The sequence below is a fragment of the Acinetobacter courvalinii genome, assembly GCF_014635545.1.
Lineage (GTDB): Bacteria > Pseudomonadota > Gammaproteobacteria > Pseudomonadales > Moraxellaceae > Acinetobacter > Acinetobacter courvalinii.
In genome coordinates this window covers 614095-632031 of the sequence record NZ_BMDA01000001.1, presented here as the reverse complement: position 1 = coordinate 632031, position 17937 = coordinate 614095, and the positions used below count along the sequence as shown (strand labels likewise).

The following is a 17937-nucleotide window of genomic DNA, read 5'->3' as shown; positions in this document are numbered from 1 at the left end:
TGAAAATGAGCAGAAAAGTATTGATTAGTGCAGGTGGTTCCGGGATTGGACGATACATTGCCGAAGCATTTTTAAATAATCATGATGAAGTTTTTGTTTGTGATATTAGTACTAAAAGCCTAGAACAGTTTCAACAAGACTATCCAAAACTACACATACATAGCTGTGATTTGGCTGATCAAAAACAAATTAAACTGATGCTTGGCGAAGCAGTTCAAAAACTTGGCGGAATTGATATTTTAGTGAATAACACGGGCATCTCAGGTCCGACTGTTGCAGCAGATGAGCTAAGTTTTGAAGACTGGAACACGGTGATTAATTTAAACCTGAATAGCACTTTTTTAATTACCCAGTTAGCCATTCCTTATTTAAAGCAAGCACAGGCAGGCGTAATTATTAATATGTCGTCTATTGCTGGTCGCTTAGGCTATCCATACCGTTTAGCCTATTCCACTTCAAAATGGGGCCTGATCGGTTTTACCAAAACCCTATCCATGGAACTTGGTCCTGACAATATTCGCGTTAACGCTATTCTTCCGGGTGCGGTCGATGGTGATCGGGTTCAGCGTGTATTACAGGCCCGTGCCGATATAGCCCATACCTCACTTGAAGAAGTGACTCAAAACGCATTGAAAAATCAGTCACTCAAATACTTTGTCGATCCAAAACATATTGCAGATTTATGCCTGTTTCTGGCCTCAGATAGCGGACGTTCAATTTCAGGCCAGATTTTACCGATTGATGGTGACAAGCAATGCCTAAGCTAAATCACCCAACTTTATTTTTCCGTTTAATTTCAAATATAGATTAATCATCAGGATGATCGACATGACTTATGATATTAAAAGCATGGCTGTGATTGGTGTCGGGATTATGGGCAGCGGAATTGCCCAAATTGCTGCACAGTCAGGTCATACCACTTATTTATATGACACCAAAGCAGGTGCAGCTGAACAGGCAAAAGATAAACTGGCAGCAACTTTCCAGAAGCTGGTGGATAAGAATAAAATTACAACTGAACAGGCGGCAGCAGCAAACAAGAACTTAGTTGTTGCGCATCAACTGGAAGATTTAAAAGACTGTGACCTGATTGTAGAAGCGATTATTGAACGTCTGGATATCAAACAAAGTTTGATGCAGCAGCTTGAAGCAGTGGTTTCTGAACACACCATTTTAGCATCCAACACTTCCTCTCTTTCGATTACTGCAATAGCCGCGAACTGTAATAGACCTGAACGTGTGGCCGGTTTTCATTTCTTTAACCCCGTTCCGCTCATGAAAGTGGTTGAAGTCATTCAAGGCTTGAAAACCGATCCGGCGATTATTAAAGCATTAATTGAACTGTCTCGGGCATTTGGTCATCGTCCTGTCGTGGCCAAGGATACGCCTGGATTTATTATTAACCATGCTGGTCGCGCTTATGGCACGGAAGCACTCAAAATTTTAAATGAAAATGTTTGTGACATCAGTGAAATTGACCGTATTTTACGTGATGGAGTCGGTTTTAGAATGGGACCATTCGAACTGATGGATCTCACAGGACTGGATGTTTCCCATCCGGTCATGGAGTCGATTTATCATCAATATTATGAAGAAGCCCGCTACAAACCCAATCCACTGACCAAACAAATGCTGGAAGCAAAACAGCTTGGACGTAAGGTCAAACAAGGTTTTTATAATTATGCAACGGGTGAAAAAACAGGTGAACAACCTGCCAAGTTTGTAGAGCGTTTAGCGCAATATCCAAGAGTTTGGGTAGCTGCCGATTTCTTAGACGATAAAAAACAGCTCGAAGATTATTTAACTCAGCAAAATATCGACATAGACACCAATCCCGAACCTCAAACAGATAGCTTATGTTTGCTCGCTTGTTACGGTGAAGATACCACCCAAGCAGCTATACGCTTAAGGGTTAACCCTGAACAGGCGATTGCGATAGACATGCTTTATGGTATTGCAAAGCACCGTACTTTAATGCCGTCACTGGTCACAAAAACCGAATATCGTCAGGCTGCTCATTCAATTTTCAATCTGGATGGCGGGATGGTCAGCATGATTAATGAAAGTATTGGCTTTGTTGCACAACGTGTTTTAGCAATGGTCATTAATTTAGGCTGCGATATTGCCCAGCAAAATATTGCAACGGTAGATGACATTAATGCCGCGGTACGTCTTGGCTTAGGCTATCCATTTGGCCCAATTGAATGGGGTGATCAAGTCGGCAGCCAAAAAATCTTACTTATTTTGAACCGTATAACAGCACTTACGCATGACCCGCGTTACCGCCCTAGTCCGTGGTTACAGCGTCGTGTCGCACTTCATTTACCTCTTACTTTTACTTATGAGTCTTGAAAAGGAATTTCTCCATGTTAAATGCCTATATCTATGAGGGTTTACGTAGTCCCTTTGGCCGTCATGCCGGTGAACTTGCCTCCATTCGTCCTGATGATTTAGCCGCAACAGTCATTCAAAAGTTGCTAGAAAAAACTGGTGTTCCGGGTGCTGATATTGAAGATGTGATTTTAGGTGATACCAATCAGGCGGGTGAAGATAGCCGTAACGTTGCACGAAATGCGCTATTACTGGCAGGCCTACCTGTCACTGTGCCGGGCCAGACAGTCAACCGCTTATGTGCCAGTGGTTTAGGTGCCGTAATTGACTCGGCACGTGCCATTACTTGTGGTGAAGGCGATCTGTATATCGCAGGTGGTGTAGAAAGTATGTCACGTGCACCTTTTGTCATGGGCAAAGCGGAAAGTGCTTATAGCCGTGATGCTAAACTTTATGACACCACCATTGGCTCTCGTTTTCCCAATAAAAAGATTACGGCCCAGTACGGCGGCCATTCAATGCCGGAAACCGGTGATAATGTCGCGGTCGAGTTTGGTATTAGCCGTGAACAGGCCGATCTGTTTGCGGCCCAATCTCAAGCCAAATATCAAAAAGCCAAACAAGAAGGTTTCTTTGCCGATGAAATTACGCCGATTGAGGTATTTCAGGGTAAAAAATTACCGCCTAAACTGGTTTCAGAAGATGAACATCCTCGCCCAAGCTCTACGGTTGAAGCCCTCACCAAACTAAAACCGCTGTTTGAAGGTGGCGTAGTGACTGCGGGTAATGCATCAGGGATTAATGATGGTGCAGCAGCTCTGTTGATTGGTTCAGAAGCAGCAGGTCAAAAATATGGCCTAAAACCAATGGCAAAAATCTTGTCAGCAGCAGCGGCCGGGATTGAGCCACGCATTATGGGTGCAGGTCCGATCGAAGCGATTAAAAAAGCAGTTGCGCGTGCAGGGCTTACTTTAGATGACATGGATATTATTGAAATCAATGAAGCTTTTGCCTCTCAAGTTTTATCTTGTTTAAAAGGCTTGAATGTTGATTTTAATGATCCACGTGTCAATCCGAACGGAGGTGCGATTGCTGTTGGTCATCCACTCGGCGCTTCTGGTGCCCGTCTTGCCCTAACAGTTTCACGTGAACTGATACGCCGTAACAAGAAATATGCTGTGGTCAGCCTATGTATAGGTGTCGGACAAGGTCTAGCGATGGTGATTGAAAACGTTTCATAATCATGTCATTGACACTCCATTCATCACAACGACACAGTGATGAATGGATTTATTTTGCAGAGCGAAATATAATGACAAGCTATTGCTTTATTATATTTGAGTATCGAATGTCTCAGAATCCTGAAACTGAACAACCCATAAACTTTGATGAGATACGCCTAGATCCGATTTCACATATTCATCGGGAAAATAATCCGCAATTTATCGCTTCTCTGGCACGTGGTTTAGAACTGTTACGCTGTTTTTCGGTCAACAATCAAGTGCTGGGAAATCAGGAACTGGCCAAGATGACCGGTTTACCCAAACCCACCATTGCCCGTATTACCAATACTTTGGTGTCATTGGGTTATTTGAAACAATTGCCTGGCTCAACCAAATATACACTGGATATTGGGGTTTTATCTCTCGGTTATGCCGCCCTGTCCAATATCTCTATCCGTAATATTGCGCATCAATATATGGAAGAGATGAGCCAGTACGTTCAGGCGCCTGTGGCCATGGCCACACGTGACCGCCTGAATATGGTGTATATCGATGTGGTCCAGACCGAAACTGCATTAAATATGCGTCGCCCGATCGGATCAACCTTACCCCTGCACAGTAGTTCGATGGGACGGGCTTGTTTAGCCGCAACTCCTGAACGTGAACGTAATTTTTTACTTGATGCGCTTAAACAGAAAAATCCTGAAAACTGGCCTGCAATCAAACGTTCTCTGGAACGGGCATTCCGTGATTATCAGGATTATGGCTACTGCCTGTCTCTAGGCGAATGGCATAAAGAAGTGAACTCGGTCGCTGTGCCTCTGGTCAGCTCGAAACACGGTCTTTATGTGTTTAACTGCGGCGCACCAAGTTTCCATTTAAATCCGGAAAAACTCGAAGGTGAAATTGGACCACGTTTAATCCATATGGTACATAACATTCAAGATGCCTTGAGTGAAACACATTAATACAGCCAGATTGAGCGATGCCTGATCATGGTTGAGGATTAAAATGCCAATTTCATTGTGACAATAGACATGATGAAAAATGCACTCTATACCCCGACCATCATCCTGATGGCAATTGCAGCAGGTATCTGTACCGGCGGCAATTATTTTAGCCAGCCCTTAATTCATTCGATTGGCCTGAGCATGAGTCTGGATGAAACCACCACGGCCTGGGTGCCCACGCTGGCGCAGATTACCTATGCCTGTGGTTTGCTGTTCCTGATGCCTTTAGGCGATATTCTGGAAAAACGTAAACTGCTGTTTAGCTTTATGTTACTGGCAGCATTTGGACTGATTCTCAGTGGTTTTGCCACTAATATTTATCTTTTAATCTTGGGAACCATCATTACCGGCCTGTTCTCCAGCTCGGCACAGCTGTTATTACCTCTTGCCGCCAGTCTGGTTCCGATCCAGCAGAGCGGACGTGTAGTGGGCTTCCTGCTCAGTGGCCTGATGATGGGGGTTTTACTGGCGCGTTCCCTTTCCGGGCTGATGTCTACCCTGTTTGACTGGCATGTAATTTACCTGCTGAGTGGATTTCTGTTACTGGCCATTGCGATTATCCTGTACCGTAATATCGGATTGTTTCCCCCAACCAAATCCGAGAACTATCTTTCCAGCATACGTTCACTGCCACAGATTTTTCTCAATAGTCCTCGCCTTAGAACACGCACCTATATCGGGGGGTGTACTTTTGCCTGTGTCAGCCTGATTTTTACCACCATGTCGCTGCTGTTGGCGCCTGCACCCTATTTTTTTAGTGATTTTAGTATTGGTTTATTTGGGTTTGTCGGTATTCTGGGAACCTTTATTGCCAATTTTTCAGGCAAGTTTATTGATCAGGGCTATGTCCATAAAATTTCGGTTTATTGTGGTCTTGGCCTGATTTTAAGCTGGCTGTTCTTTCTCCTGCTTCCCTATCATTTTCTCTTTTATGTCCTTGGCTTACTTCTGCTCTACGCAGCACTATCGGCTGTTCATGTCACCAACCAGAGCATTGTATTCAAGCTGAATCAGGAATTACGTTCACGCTTTAATGCGCTGTATATGACGGGGTATTTTGCAGGTGGAGCGCTCGGTACTACGGCTGGAAGTTATGCCTGGAAACATTTTGGCTGGACAGGCGTTTGTATTCTGGGACTTGTTTTTGCGGTTTTATGTTTATTTTTCTGTATTCGGGATGCCAAAAGCCAGCATAGTGATTGATGCTGGCTTTTTAAAACAATAAGACTTAACTAATCTCGGTACGGATATTATTCACCATATGTAATAAACGCGGTGCAATATCTTCCTCAAGTTTTTCACGGTTCATGATAAAGCTTGGCCCGCCACAGTTAAACACCAGCAAACCATGCTGTTCATGAACCAAGGGCACAGCGACCGAGTTGACATCCTTATGCCATTCACCTACGGAAAAACAATAGCCAAAGTCCTGATAATCCTTAAAGGCCTTATCCAGATCGCGGTTAATCTTGATCCAGTCCTCTTTATGCTTGCTACGAATCGCATCCAGCAAAAACTCCCGTTCATCTTCTGGCATGGCGGCCAGACAGGCACGTCCCATTGAACTCAGATGAATAGGTAAGTAAGTCCCCACCTGACGGCGCATGGTCATATTGCCTTTGCCCTGTACCACATCCAGATAGATCATATTCAGGCGATCACGTGTAGCCATGGCAACTGCAGCACCGGCATAGTCCGCCAGATTTTTCATATAGGGATGTGCAATTGAGCGGATCGACACATTGGACAACATGGAATAACCAAAAGCCAATACCCCCACCGAGAGCTGGAATTTACTTGAATTTGGCACCTGCTTGATATAGCCCAAACGCGATAAGGTATGGGTTAAACGGGTAATGGTTGGCTTGGGTAAACCCGTCATCTGCGCCAGTTCCTGATTGCCCAGATGTTGATGCTTGGGGGTAAAGCAACGTAGCAGTTCTAAACCGCGGGCTAAAGCCGTGATAAATTGACGGTCATTTTCATCCTGCATGTCTTCAATCGGATGCAATAGTTCATGCCTTAAAGGCGCTAATAATTTTTCTGTTTGTTCTGCATCTACGGCATCATTCATGATTCTACCAATCTACTTCTTTATTTCGCACTGCGAAAATTATAATCTATTTTTTCTATAATAAACAGTGAAAAGCATTTTCTGCTTTATCCGGGCAATTAAAATAATGGTCATCTACAGCCCATGCCAAAATACAGATGCATTTTGACATAGGTGCATGCTTTATCCAACAATCCCTTTCAGCTTGAGTTGCTGCAGTTTTTCCGGTGAAAGTATCCGGCTGAGAATCGTATCGGTATGTTGCCCCAATAAAGGCGGTGCAGTTTTATACTCGACTGGCGTTCTTGAAAGTTTAATCGGCGATCCAATCACGGTCAGCTTTTCGCGTTGCGGATGCTGCATTTCAACCAGCATTTCCCTTGCCTGCACCTGTGGCTCCTGAAAGGCCTGCTCCAGATTATTGATCACACCCACCGGAACTTTGGCGGCATGAATGGCAGCAACCCAATCATCGGCGCTCTTGCTTAAAAAATGCTTGGATAAAATTCCGATGATTTCCTCACGATAGCGGATACGATCGGCATTGCGTCGAAACCGGGGATCATTCGGTAAATCAGCTAAACCGATACTGCTACATAACTGAATAAACTGGGTATCATTGCCACAGGCAATAATAAACTCCCGATCAGCAGCTTTAAACACTTGATAAGGCACGATATTGGCGTGTGCATTACCATAACGCTTGGGGATATTTCCGGATGAAAGATAATTCATGCCCTGATTGGCCATGGTGGCAATTTGCACGTCAAGCAGCGCCATATCAATATACTGCCCCAAACCAGTCTGATGGCGGTTAAGCAACGCAGCCTGAATGGCAATGGTTGAATAAAGCCCGGTCGCCAGATCCGAAAATGCCACCCCGACTTTTTGCGGACCGCCACCCGGCAAATCATCCTTTTCACCAGTGATGGACATTAACCCGCCCATGCCCTGGATAATAAAATCATAACCAGGCTCTTCTGCTCGCGGGCCAGTTTGTCCAAAACCAGTAATCGAGCAATACACCAGTTCAGGGTTAATAGCAGCTAAAGACTCATAGTCCAAACCATATTTTTTTAGTGAACCCGCCTTATAGTTTTCAATGACAACATCGCTATCCTGAATTAAAGCCTTGATCAGCTCCTGTCCTTCAGGGCTGGCAATATCAATCGCCACCGAGAGCTTGTTCCGGTTGGTCGACTGATAATAAGCTGCCTCTTGCGTGTCTTGTCCTGAATTATCCTTCATCCAGGGTGGTCCCCAAGACCGGGTATCATCTCCAAGCCTTGGCCGTTCTACCTTGATCACTTCTGCACCCAGATCAGCAAGTATCTGGCCACACCACGGTCCAGCCAGCACCCGACTCAAATCAAGTACACGAATTCCATTTAAAGCACCCATGTTTATCCCTTCAATTTACAGCTTATTTCCCAGATGAAAACTTATTTAACAAAGTTTCGCATAGCGATATATATTTTTAATATACAAACAAGATTTATAAAAATCAAACCCTAATTTTTCATTAAAAAATATGATTAATTTCCAATAAATATAGATGAATTAAATCAACAGATTAGAAAAAACAAAATATAAATAATATATCGCATTGCGAAATTTATTTTCAAAATATATTGTTTTGCGGCTTTTCTTTGATTACTATCGCATCAATATTGATGATTTTACGAACACCGTATGGCTGTTTTTAGCTGTATGTACAAAGGATATGACTATGATTCGTGATCAGGAAACGCTGAACCAGCTGGTCGATATGATTCGGCAATTTGTTGAAGGTGTTTTGATTCCTCATGAGAATGAAGTCGCTGAAACGGATGAAATTCCTGAAGATATCGTTGAGCAAATGAAAGCTCTCGGATTATTCGGTTTAACCATTCCAGAAGAATACGACGGACTTGGGCTGACCATGGAAGAAGAAGTCTATATCGCCTTCGAACTTGGTCGTACCTCTCCTGCCTTTCGTTCTTTTATTGGAACGAATAATGGCATTGGTTCTAGTGGACTCATTATTGATGGGACTGAAGCACAAAAATCTTCTTTCTTACCCCGTTTAGCACGCGGTGAAGTGATCGGCTCTTTTTGCTTGACTGAACCGGAGGCCGGCTCGGATGCTGCCGCCCTAAAAACAACTGCAGTTAAAGACGGCGATTGCTATGTCTTAAATGGAACCAAACGCTTTATTACCAATGCGCCGCATGCAGGTGTATTTACAGTGATGGCGCGAACCAGTCCGGATATTAAAGGTGCAGGTGGTATTTCGGCCTTTATCGTGGACAGCAGCACCCTGGGGATTTCTCTTGGTAAACGCGATAAAAAGATGGGACAAAAAGGTGCGCATACCTGTGATGTGATTTTTGAAAATTGTCGCGTACCCGCTTCGGCATTGATTGGTGGGATCGAAGGGATCGGTTTTAAAACGGCGATGAAAGTTCTGGATAAAGGCCGACTGCATATTGCAGCGCTCAGTGTCGGGGCAGCAACACGAATGCTGGATGATGCATTGAATTACGCGATTGAGCGTAAACAGTTTGGTCAGCCGATTGCCGAATTTCAACTGATTCAAGCCATGCTGGCTGACTCTAAAGCCGAAATCTATGCAGCTCGATGTATGGTGCTGGATGCAGCACGCTTACGCGATCACGGACAAAACGTCAGTACAGAAGCCTCTTGCGCCAAAATGTTTGCCACTGAAATGTGCGGTCGCGTGGCGGATCGTTGTGTACAGATTCATGGCGGCGCCGGCTACATCAGTGAGTATGCCATCGAACGCTTTTACCGTGATGTCCGCCTGTTCCGTTTATATGAAGGTACCACGCAAATTCAACAAATGATTATTGCCCGAAACATGATCCGGGCGGCCTCTTAATCAATTCCCCAGCACTTTAAACGACTTAAGGTGCTTTAAAAATCAAATGTAGGTAATGGATTATGGCTACACACGACAACTCACCCGTTTCCGCTGTACAGGCCCGCACCTGGAAAATTGCTTTTATTTTTGCCTTTCTGGCTCTACTGGTCGATGGTGCCGATTTGATGCTGCTGTCTTATAGCTTAAACAGTATCAAGGCAGAGTTTGGCTTAAGTTCGGTTCAGGCTGGAATGCTGGGTAGTTTTACCTTGGCAGGTATGGCAATTGGCGGGATTTTTGGCGGCTGGGCATGCGATAAATTCGGACGCGTCCGCATCGTTGTGATTTCTATTCTCACCTTTTCGCTATTAACGTGTGGCTTGGGTTTTACCCAAAGCTTTATGCAATTCGGAATATTAAGATTCTTTGCTTCACTTGGTCTGGGTTCACTTTATATTGCCTGTAATACCCTCATGGCAGAATATGTTCCTACCCGCTATCGCACCACTGTACTCGGCACCTTACAGGCTGGCTGGACTGTGGGATATATTGTAGCAACGCTTCTGGCTGGCTGGATTATTCCTGATCATGGCTGGCGTATGCTGTTTTATGTCGCGATTGTTCCGGTCATGATTGCCGTATTGATGCATCTGCTTGTTCCAGAACCTGAAGCATGGCAGCAGTCCCGTTTAAAACAGTCAAATGCCCCAGCAAATACCGAAAAAACTTCTGCCTTCAAACTGATCTTTCAAGATAAACGCAATCGGAACATGTTTATTTTGTGGGCTTTAACCGCAGGTTTCCTACAGTTCGGTTATTACGGCGTAAATAACTGGATGCCGTCCTATCTGGAAAGTGAACTGGGCATGAAGTTTAAGGAAATGACCACGTATATGGTCGGCACTTATACTGCCATGATTCTGGGTAAAGTACTGGCAGGTATGATGGCAGATAAACTGGGTCGCCGTTTTACCTATGCCTTTGGGGCAATTGGCACTGCGATTTTTCTCCCGCTGATTGTGTTTTATAACTCTCCAGACAATATTCTGTTTTTACTGGTCACATTCGGCTTCTTATATGGCATCCCATACGGCGTAAATGCAACCTATATGACTGAGAGTTTCGCGACTGCTATCCGTGGTACCGCGATTGGCGGTGCGTACAATGTCGGTCGTTTAGGTGCCGCAATTGCGCCAGCCACCATCGGCTTTTTAGCCTCTGGCGGTTCGATCGGTTTGGGTTTTGTGGTCATGGGTGCAGCCTACCTGATCTGTGGTGTGATTCCGGCACTGTTTATCAAGGAAAAACAATATGATCCACAGAACTCTTAAAAGGATATTACTGAACATCATGGGGTAGCGTTACGCGATGATGGCTTGAATATACTGATCTGTTCAATGTATTCATGCAGGAGAATTCATCTTCTTCTTACCCAAAAGCTTAGGGTATTGATCACTCTAAGATTGAACTTTTTAGGTAAACCTAGTCCTCTCGAGGGCTAGGTTTAAAAAAAGCAAACCTATCAATGGCAAGCGTTAACGCATTAAATGGCTGATCTTTTCTACATCAATCACCGTACACTGATTAAATTCAGCGAAACGCTGTAACTCCAGCTCTAAAGCGTTGATAAAAGCCTCCCAATCCTGCATATTCGGATCTTCCAAATGCAGAGCAATGACTTCTAGTCGCTTTTCACGTCGATGCACTTTACAATCGATACGACCCACAAAGCGATCTGCATACAACAGCGGTAAACAAAAATAACCGTATTGTCTTTTGGCGGCGGGGACATAGCATTCGATGCGATAATTAAAGTCAAATAAGCAATCCAAGCGCTCCCGATGAATCACCAGATTATCAAAAGGAGACAATATTTTTAGTTCCGGCTGAATGATGGGCTGATGTTCCAATATTGCGCTGGCAGCATAAACCGTCTGTCCATTTTCGAGTTGCAAAACCTTCACCAAACCCGCATCAATATAGTCATCCAGAACAGTACGCATTACATGACGTAGCTCTTTTCCCTTTAAATGTAATAACTGTTTCCATGTAAATACGCCATGGGCCCGTATATTCATTTTTAACAAATAATCAGCATATTCATGCAAGGTCGGTGTGCTGAGATCGATGCCCTGAGGTATACTGCGCTCCGTCAGGTCATAGACTTTCTCCATCCCGTTACGCTCACAGATCATCAGGTCACCTTGCATAAATAACTGTTCAAGCGCTTTTCGGTTTGGTCCGGCATTCCACCAACCAGCGGAACCTTTCCGCGTTTGCTTTTCCATCTGTCGAAGCTGAATTTTACCTTCTGCCCTGACCCGTGCCAGAATTTCAGTCATCAAACGCTGATCAGCCCTGTAATAGCGGCTTTCACCCTTTCGGATTGCATTCATCAATGGTATGGCATAACGATAATCCCGCATCGGCAGATAAGAAGCTGCATGCGCCCAGTGTTCAAAAATCTGTTGCTGTTGCACCAGCTGATTTAAATAATCCAGCTGATAATCAGGCACCCGATTCCACAAGACATGGTGATGGGCACGCTCAACCACTGAAATGGTATCAATTTGCACATAGCCCAGATGTTCAATCGCGTTCAGGGTTCCGGATAATCCCTCACCGAATATGTCATTTTTGTGCAGACCTTGATGAGACAAGGCCAAAGCTTTTAATAATGAAAGCATAGTTTTATCATTTATATTGTTTTCGTGAATCCAGTGGAAGGCTCATGCATTGAGTCAACCCAGCCCCTATACATTAACACATCCGGCCTGATCATTTGGCCTGTATATAAAAGCGTGGTGCCTGTCCTAAAGAACGTTTAAATGCTGCTGTGAATGCACTGCTACTGCTATAACCAAGCGCAATTGCCACCTCGGTAATCGACTGTCCCAGCTCCATACGCGTCAAGGCATTGAGTAAACAAGCCTGTTGCCGCCAATGGCTAAAACTCATCCCCGTCTGTTGCCGAAAAATTCGGGTGAAATTACGACGGCTCATCCCGACCCGTTCGGCTATCTCATCCAGATCATGATCTAAGCTCGGTGCTTTTAATAGTTGCAGACATAATGCTGCCAGACGTGGCTCTTGTGGCAAAGGTGCATTCAACGGCAATTCAGGCATCAAGGCAATTTCTGCAATAATCAGTTGCATCAAATAGTCATCCCGCCCGCCCAGTTCATATTCAGCAGGCAAATCTACTGCGCTAGATAACAGTTCATGTAATAACGGCGATACATTGATCACCGCACAATCACCAGGCAAGCCTGCCTTGCTTGCAATGTCTGGAAGTATATAAGCGCTTCGTGTTTTGGTGAGTCCCCCCATGTGTACCTCATGGTCAATTCCAGCGGGAATCCAGAGTGCCCGTTTTGGCGGCACCACCCAGCTGCCTTTACTGGTCGTGACGGTTAATACCCCTGTGATCGCATATAGGCATTGTCCCCGGGCATGACGATGGCTTGCCAGAATCTGGCCATCCACATAATCATTGCCCGTCGCCATCACATTACGGGCGACATCTTCAAAATCGTTGACCTGAATATTACGCATTGCCTTGGTCCTTCAAAATGGCCTGAACTCGATACTATATGTCCCAAATATGATTGTGGGCCGCTTTCAGTTCAGTTTAGGATATAAATGCTGAAAAACAAACCTTCTTCAATAGCACGATTTAAGCTAAAACAGCATGTTGGAGCACGCATGGCAAATCATACAGGGACGCTTGAGAACACAGGTCCACAAGCGCAATGTCCACCACAGGATCAACCACAAAAATTCGTGTTAGGTATTGTCGGTGCAGTCGCATTTGCCCATCTCTTAAATGACTCGATTCAGGCGGTGGTCACTGCAAGTTATCCTCTGCTCAAAGCAGAGTTTTCATTGAGTTTTGCCCAGATTGGCTGGATTGCTTTGGTTTATCAAATCACGGCCTCATTATTACAACCCTGGATCGGCCTGTATACCGATAAACATCCTAAACCGTATTTACTTCCAGCCGGGATGTTTGCCACGCTCATTGGCATTGGACTGATGGCAACAGCAGGCAGTTATCACAGCCTACTTTTTGCTGCGGCACTGATTGGGGTGGGTTCATCCACCTTTCACCCTGAAGCTTCCCGTATTGCGCGCACGGCTTCGGGTGGCCGTTTTGGTACGGCGCAATCCATGTTTCAGGTTGGCGGAAATACCGGTTCAGCCCTTGGCCCCTTAGTCGCTGCTGCCGTGATTATTCCTCACGGACAAGGTGCAATTGGCTTATTTGTTTTAGTCGCTGCTTTAGCTATTTTCGTGTTGTTACGCGTAACCAAATGGCTGGTTAAACAAGCACCAGTACAACGCCTCGCCAGTCAACGTGCTATGTCGACCTTGACGCGTCAACAGGTGATTCAGGCCATGACCGTGATCTGTATTTTACTATTTGCCAAGTTTATTTATATCGCAGCCATTACCAACTATTTTACCTTTTACCTCATTGAAAGATTTAATGTTTCAATTCAAACCTCTCAGCTCTACCTATTTATATTTTTAGGCGCTGTTGCACTCGGTACTTTTGCAGGTGGTCCAGTCGGTGACCGTATCGGACGTAAAGCCGTGGTTTGGGTGTCTTTCCTGGGGATTGCGCCATTTGCCCTGATGCTGCCTTATGTCGGCCTAACGGGAACTGCCATTCTGGTGATTATCATTGGTCTAGTGATGTCTTCTGCTTTCTCTGCGTTGGTGGTCTATGCTCAGGAAGCGGTACCCGGCCGGGTGGGCATGGTCGCAGGCTTAATGTTTGGCTTGATGTTCGGTATTGGTGGAATTGGTGCAGCAGGTTTAGGTCATTTGGCGGATACACATGGCATTGTCTGGGTCTATAAACTTTGTTCTTTCCTACCTTTGTTAGGCTTTATGACTGCGTTATTACCCAACACTAAAAAGTAATTTTTATCTTCCCTATCAGACAACAGCCACTCTCGGCTGTTGTCTGACCTGTAAAACATTAAAGTGATTCAGACCTGATCTATTTTAATAAAATACACGGATTCACTAGACTGAATCGGCGGCTCTGCAAATGGAACAATGATAATGCAATTGGCAGCAGCAAAACCATCGATCTGAAAAGCTTGTTGTGGAATGATCTGTAGCGAATATTGACCATCTGCTTCAAACTGGTAGCGTCCCCATAATAATGTTCTATACTTTGGATCAGGCTCAAGCTGCTGGTCGATCCTGCCTTGCAAATACAGATTCTCAAAAAAATCAGGATCATGCTTATTTAAAATATATTTCACAAATACGTGCATCAACAACGCAACGTCATGCATATTGCCAGGTAGGCTGATAATTGTCGTTCGATCTTCAGTGATCTCTGTACGTATTTCCCTTAACTGCCCACGTTCACCATAACGGTTTACGACCTGAGTGAGTCTAGGGCTTCGGTCATTACTCTGAAAAATCCGGAATTCACTGGCTGGCATACAACAGGTCGTAACGGGACCATCACCATTGCCTTGATAAAAGTTAGCCAGCTTTGAAAGCCCCAATCCAGAACCATAATGATTTAAAGGTGACCAGCATAAAATAATGTCAAACTCAGGGATTTGCTCGTCAAAAAACTGATGATATTCGTCCCAAGCGGAAGTCAAGCTTCCATCTAATGCGGGATGTCCAGCTTCTTGATGGTAATTAAATGCCCCGTCATAACGTGCCGGTTTATGCGGTTTAATTTCAACCTCGCCATACCCCCATGTTTTTAACAGATCTTTGAGGTATAAGCATTCTTCACTGATTTCCCCCGCTTGATCGAAAGGAAACATATTAACAATCAGTATTTTAGGGTGTCGATAAATAGAAAGCTCTGTAATACCCGCACGTCTGAGTGCGACTAAGCGTTCAGGTGTAATTTTCTGATTTTTTGCAATGATTAAATCGCCTTGTTTAAACACACTGCCTTGTTGAATAACACCTTGCATCGGCGCAATGGTTTTTTTTATTTTTACACCGCTGCTCTTACCAGAGAAATCTAAGCGCTTATCCTGTTCTAAAATAATAGTATCTACCCCTTCAGGAAGTCTGGTAAATTTAGGTATCTTGATTATATATCTGTCCAGATCGAGTTTATAAGGATTAATAGAGTGATATAACTGCTGTGTCCAGAAATACAAATCTCTTTCTATCACCAGATTTTTTGAACTAACCTGCTGAGTGATATTCGAATCAATGCCCCAGCCTTCATAGGCAGAAAAATTATGCAGGGGGAAATCCTGTAATGCATAAAGATCATCGGTATTGATCTGATTGAGTGCATCATCCAGCTTAACCCGCTGTTTTACATTTCCTTTTGGCAAATATTGATGAATGCGGTAAAAGGCATCCGTTAATCTACAGGGAAGGTTTTCAGGTACAGGCAATCGATTGAACATCTATATTATTCCGCAGCGTACTGATAAAGTGAGTACGACTCTATTATTTATAATGATAAAAATATGACAGCTTTTTAAAATATGATTATCCCTTCATACTGAAGAATAAAGATATTAAAGAAAAAGCCCCAGCAAAAAAAGCCAGGGCATTTTAAATGATTTACAAAAAAAATGACGCTTAATATATAAGCAGTTAAAACCTATACTTTTATAATCTTGAAGTTAATTTAAATCATTCAATAATCAAATCTTTGGCTGGGATACCCTCACCATAAACAGGTTTTAAAGTTTTTTCATAAGCTTGTTGAATAACCCCCTCTTTAGCCAACTTTTCTAAATCCTGGTTTAACCAATCTAGCAATTCTTTATTGCCTTTTTGTACAGCAGGTGCAATTAAATCTTGCTCACCCAGATTGGTAATGCCGACGGTGTAATTTGGATTTTCTTTCGCCCAGGCCAGTACCAATAGATTGTCATGGGCCAAAGCAGCACCACGGCCATCTTTTAGCGCATCAAAGGTTTCGGTATTTTGCTCATATTTTTGCAGCTTAATTTCAGGATGTTGTTTGCTGAAAAAAGAGTCCGCTGTGGTGCCCTTATTCACTAATAGAGTCTGATCCTTTAATTGAGCAATATCCGTTATCGGTTTATTTTTTGGAGACACCACACCTAAGGCAACTTTTAAATAAGGCTTGGCAAAATCCACCACTTGCTTACGTTCAGGGGTCACGGTGAAATTGGCAAAAATAATATCGACTTTATTGGCTTTTAGATATTCGACACGATTGGCCGCTTCAGTCAGAACAAACTGCACTTTATTTTCATCACCCAATAAGTCTTTGGCCACATGCTTGGCAATTTCAACATCAAAGCCCTGATTTTTACCTTGCGCATCCAGATAACCAAACGGCGGCTTGTCGCTAAATACGCCAATACGAACCACACCATTTTTCTTGATCTGTTCAATACTGGAAACCTGAGCTGAACTATCCGCTGATTTTTCTGCCGACTGTGGGGTCTTGTTACATGCGGTGAGACCCAGACTGAATACAGAAGCCAGCAACAGTTTTTGAATATTTGAGAATGTTATTGTCTGCATATCGTTACCTCTATTTTTGACCTTTTCATTTATGTTATTGCTTCGCTAAATCGACATCTAAAAAGATATTAGGATTCACTTTTTCACCGTATATCGGCTTTAAGGTTTGGTCATAAATCTTTTGAACTTCGCCCGTGCTTCGTAGCTGTTTGATTTCATCATTGAGCCAGTGCAGCAATTCGGTATTGCCTTTTTTCACGCCTGCGGCGATAAAATCTTCATTGCCAATCTGTGGAATACCGACCACATAATCCGGATTCTTGGCAGCCCATGCCAAGGCATAGGTACTGTCTTGGGAAATCGCATCCCCCCGACCATCGGTGAGTGCATTAAACGCATCGGTATTTTGTTCAAACTTCAACAAATTCACTTTCGGATAGTTTTTAGTGAAATAGCTGTCCGAGCTTGAACCTTTATTCACAATTAAAGTTTTACCTTCCAGACTTTTTACATCGGTAATGGCTTTGGCTTTAGGTGAAACAATACCTAGTGATGCCTTTAAATAAGGTTGGGAAAAATCCACCACCTGTTGACGTTCGGGTGTCACAGAGAAGCTGGCAAAGACCACATCGACTTTGTCTGACTTTAAAAATTCAACCCGGTTGGCTGCCTCTGTGACGACAAACTGGATTTTATTTTCATCTCCGAGCAAATCTTTGGTCACACGCTTCGCCAAGGCGACATCGAAGCCCTGATTTTTGCCTGCACTGTCCACATAACCAAACGGCGGGTTATCCGCGAACACTCCAACCCGTAGCACATCATTTTTCTTGATCTGCTCCAAGGAGCTGTCTGCTGTACTACTTTTGGTTTCGGATGAAGCCGGTTGATTACACCCTGTTAATATGCCTGCCACCAGCACACAGCTCATGCCAAGACTGACCGTTTTTATTTTCGATGTATTGCCAGATCGTCCGGCCACTAAATGTAATCTCATCACGTCCTCTG

Annotated in this window: 15 protein-coding genes; 8 read left to right on the top strand and 7 right to left on the bottom strand. The window is 44.0% G+C overall.

The features are described from left to right. Positions 1-5 precede the first annotated feature (5 nt). The 5 genes from IEV39_RS02760 (at position 6) to IEV39_RS02740 (ending at position 5767) form a co-directional block, all read left to right on the top strand. On the top strand, positions 6-767 hold the full coding sequence (locus IEV39_RS02760; protein WP_005287084.1) for an SDR family oxidoreductase: 762 nt from the start codon (positions 6-8) through the stop codon (positions 765-767). 61 nt (positions 768-828) lie between these two features. Continuing rightward, the gene (locus tag IEV39_RS02755; RefSeq protein WP_005287087.1) at positions 829-2352 is read left to right on the top strand and encodes a 3-hydroxyacyl-CoA dehydrogenase; all 1524 of its coding nucleotides are present in this window, start codon (positions 829-831) and stop codon (positions 2350-2352) included. 14 nt (positions 2353-2366) lie between these two features. Beyond that, entirely contained in the window at positions 2367-3572 is a 1206-nt protein-coding gene (locus IEV39_RS02750; RefSeq protein WP_005287089.1) for a 3-oxoadipyl-CoA thiolase, read from the top strand. 107 nt (positions 3573-3679) lie between these two features. Further along, positions 3680-4522 carry an IclR family transcriptional regulator gene (locus tag IEV39_RS02745; protein WP_005287092.1) on the top strand — a complete coding sequence of 281 codons (843 nt, stop codon included), beginning with the start codon at positions 3680-3682 and terminating at the stop codon, positions 4520-4522. Between the two features lie 69 nt (positions 4523-4591). Next, positions 4592-5767 carry an MFS transporter gene (locus IEV39_RS02740; protein ID WP_005287095.1) on the top strand — a complete coding sequence of 392 codons (1176 nt, stop codon included), beginning with the start codon at positions 4592-4594 and terminating at the stop codon, positions 5765-5767. A 25-nt stretch (positions 5768-5792) separates the two neighbouring features. Here the strand turns inward: IEV39_RS02740 and IEV39_RS02735 are convergent, their stop codons facing one another. Then, a complete protein-coding gene (locus IEV39_RS02735; protein WP_005231232.1) occupies positions 5793-6638 on the bottom strand; it encodes an IclR family transcriptional regulator in 846 nt (281 codons plus the stop codon). 162 nt (positions 6639-6800) lie between these two features. Further along, complete coding sequence (locus tag IEV39_RS02730) at positions 6801-8018, bottom strand: CaiB/BaiF CoA transferase family protein (protein WP_005287099.1); 1218 nt, start codon at positions 8016-8018, stop codon at positions 6801-6803. 328 nt (positions 8019-8346) lie between these two features. Between IEV39_RS02730 and IEV39_RS02725 the strand changes: the two genes are divergently transcribed. Both IEV39_RS02725 and IEV39_RS02720 read left to right on the top strand, forming a co-directional pair. After that, positions 8347-9498: an acyl-CoA dehydrogenase family protein gene (locus tag IEV39_RS02725; RefSeq protein ID WP_005287102.1), complete on the top strand. Its 1152-nt coding sequence runs from the start codon at positions 8347-8349 to the stop codon at positions 9496-9498. Between the two features lie 62 nt (positions 9499-9560). Beyond that, complete coding sequence (locus IEV39_RS02720) at positions 9561-10811, top strand: MFS transporter (protein ID WP_005287105.1); 1251 nt, start codon at positions 9561-9563, stop codon at positions 10809-10811. 204 nt (positions 10812-11015) lie between these two features. Here the strand turns inward: IEV39_RS02720 and IEV39_RS02715 are convergent, their stop codons facing one another. Next, positions 11016-12167 carry a winged helix-turn-helix domain-containing protein gene (locus IEV39_RS02715; RefSeq protein WP_005287109.1) on the bottom strand — a complete coding sequence of 384 codons (1152 nt, stop codon included), beginning with the start codon at positions 12165-12167 and terminating at the stop codon, positions 11016-11018. Between the two features lie 91 nt (positions 12168-12258). After that, positions 12259-13035 carry an AraC family transcriptional regulator gene (locus IEV39_RS02710; protein ID WP_005287111.1) on the bottom strand — a complete coding sequence of 259 codons (777 nt, stop codon included), beginning with the start codon at positions 13033-13035 and terminating at the stop codon, positions 12259-12261. Positions 13036-13185: 150 nt separating this feature from the next. Between IEV39_RS02710 and IEV39_RS02705 the strand changes: the two genes are divergently transcribed. Beyond that, complete coding sequence (locus tag IEV39_RS02705) at positions 13186-14409, top strand: MFS transporter (protein ID WP_005287115.1); 1224 nt, start codon at positions 13186-13188, stop codon at positions 14407-14409. A gap of 68 nt (positions 14410-14477) precedes the next feature. Here the strand turns inward: IEV39_RS02705 and IEV39_RS02700 are convergent, their stop codons facing one another. From IEV39_RS02700 to IEV39_RS02690, 3 genes are all read right to left on the bottom strand, one after another. Further along, on the bottom strand, positions 14478-15890 hold the full coding sequence (locus tag IEV39_RS02700; protein ID WP_005287118.1) for a molybdopterin-binding domain-containing protein: 1413 nt from the start codon (positions 15888-15890) through the stop codon (positions 14478-14480). A 232-nt stretch (positions 15891-16122) separates the two neighbouring features. Further along, positions 16123-16989, bottom strand: a complete 867-nt coding sequence (locus IEV39_RS02695) for a cysteine ABC transporter substrate-binding protein (protein WP_005287120.1) — start codon at positions 16987-16989, stop codon at positions 16123-16125. Between the two features lie 34 nt (positions 16990-17023). Continuing rightward, positions 17024-17860, bottom strand: coding sequence for a transporter substrate-binding domain-containing protein (locus IEV39_RS02690; protein ID WP_371873704.1), 837 nt, complete (start codon positions 17858-17860; stop codon positions 17024-17026). Positions 17861-17937: the final 77 nt, after the last annotated feature.

Bases quoted from the DNA above. Each gene is read 5' to 3' on its own strand.
- IEV39_RS02760 (WP_005287084.1), top strand. From the start codon at position 6: ATGAGCAGAAAAGTATTGATTAGTGCAGGTGGTTCCGGGATTGGACGA.
- IEV39_RS02755 (WP_005287087.1), top strand. From the start codon at position 829: ATGACTTATGATATTAAAAGCATGGCTGTGATTGGTGTCGGGATTATG.
- IEV39_RS02750 (WP_005287089.1), top strand. From the start codon at position 2,367: ATGTTAAATGCCTATATCTATGAGGGTTTACGTAGTCCCTTTGGCCGT.
- IEV39_RS02745 (WP_005287092.1), top strand. From the start codon at position 3,680: ATGTCTCAGAATCCTGAAACTGAACAACCCATAAACTTTGATGAGATA.
- IEV39_RS02740 (WP_005287095.1), top strand. From the start codon at position 4,592: ATGATGAAAAATGCACTCTATACCCCGACCATCATCCTGATGGCAATT.
- IEV39_RS02735 (WP_005231232.1), bottom strand. From the start codon at position 6,638: ATGAATGATGCCGTAGATGCAGAACAAACAGAAAAATTATTAGCGCCT.
- IEV39_RS02730 (WP_005287099.1), bottom strand. From the start codon at position 8,018: ATGGGTGCTTTAAATGGAATTCGTGTACTTGATTTGAGTCGGGTGCTG.
- IEV39_RS02725 (WP_005287102.1), top strand. From the start codon at position 8,347: ATGATTCGTGATCAGGAAACGCTGAACCAGCTGGTCGATATGATTCGG.
- IEV39_RS02720 (WP_005287105.1), top strand. From the start codon at position 9,561: ATGGCTACACACGACAACTCACCCGTTTCCGCTGTACAGGCCCGCACC.
- IEV39_RS02715 (WP_005287109.1), bottom strand. From the start codon at position 12,167: ATGCTTTCATTATTAAAAGCTTTGGCCTTGTCTCATCAAGGTCTGCAC.
- IEV39_RS02710 (WP_005287111.1), bottom strand. From the start codon at position 13,035: ATGCGTAATATTCAGGTCAACGATTTTGAAGATGTCGCCCGTAATGTG.
- IEV39_RS02705 (WP_005287115.1), top strand. From the start codon at position 13,186: ATGGCAAATCATACAGGGACGCTTGAGAACACAGGTCCACAAGCGCAA.
- IEV39_RS02700 (WP_005287118.1), bottom strand. From the start codon at position 15,890: ATGTTCAATCGATTGCCTGTACCTGAAAACCTTCCCTGTAGATTAACG.
- IEV39_RS02695 (WP_005287120.1), bottom strand. From the start codon at position 16,989: ATGCAGACAATAACATTCTCAAATATTCAAAAACTGTTGCTGGCTTCT.
- IEV39_RS02690 (WP_371873704.1), bottom strand. From the start codon at position 17,860: ATGAGCTGTGTGCTGGTGGCAGGCATATTAACAGGGTGTAATCAACCG.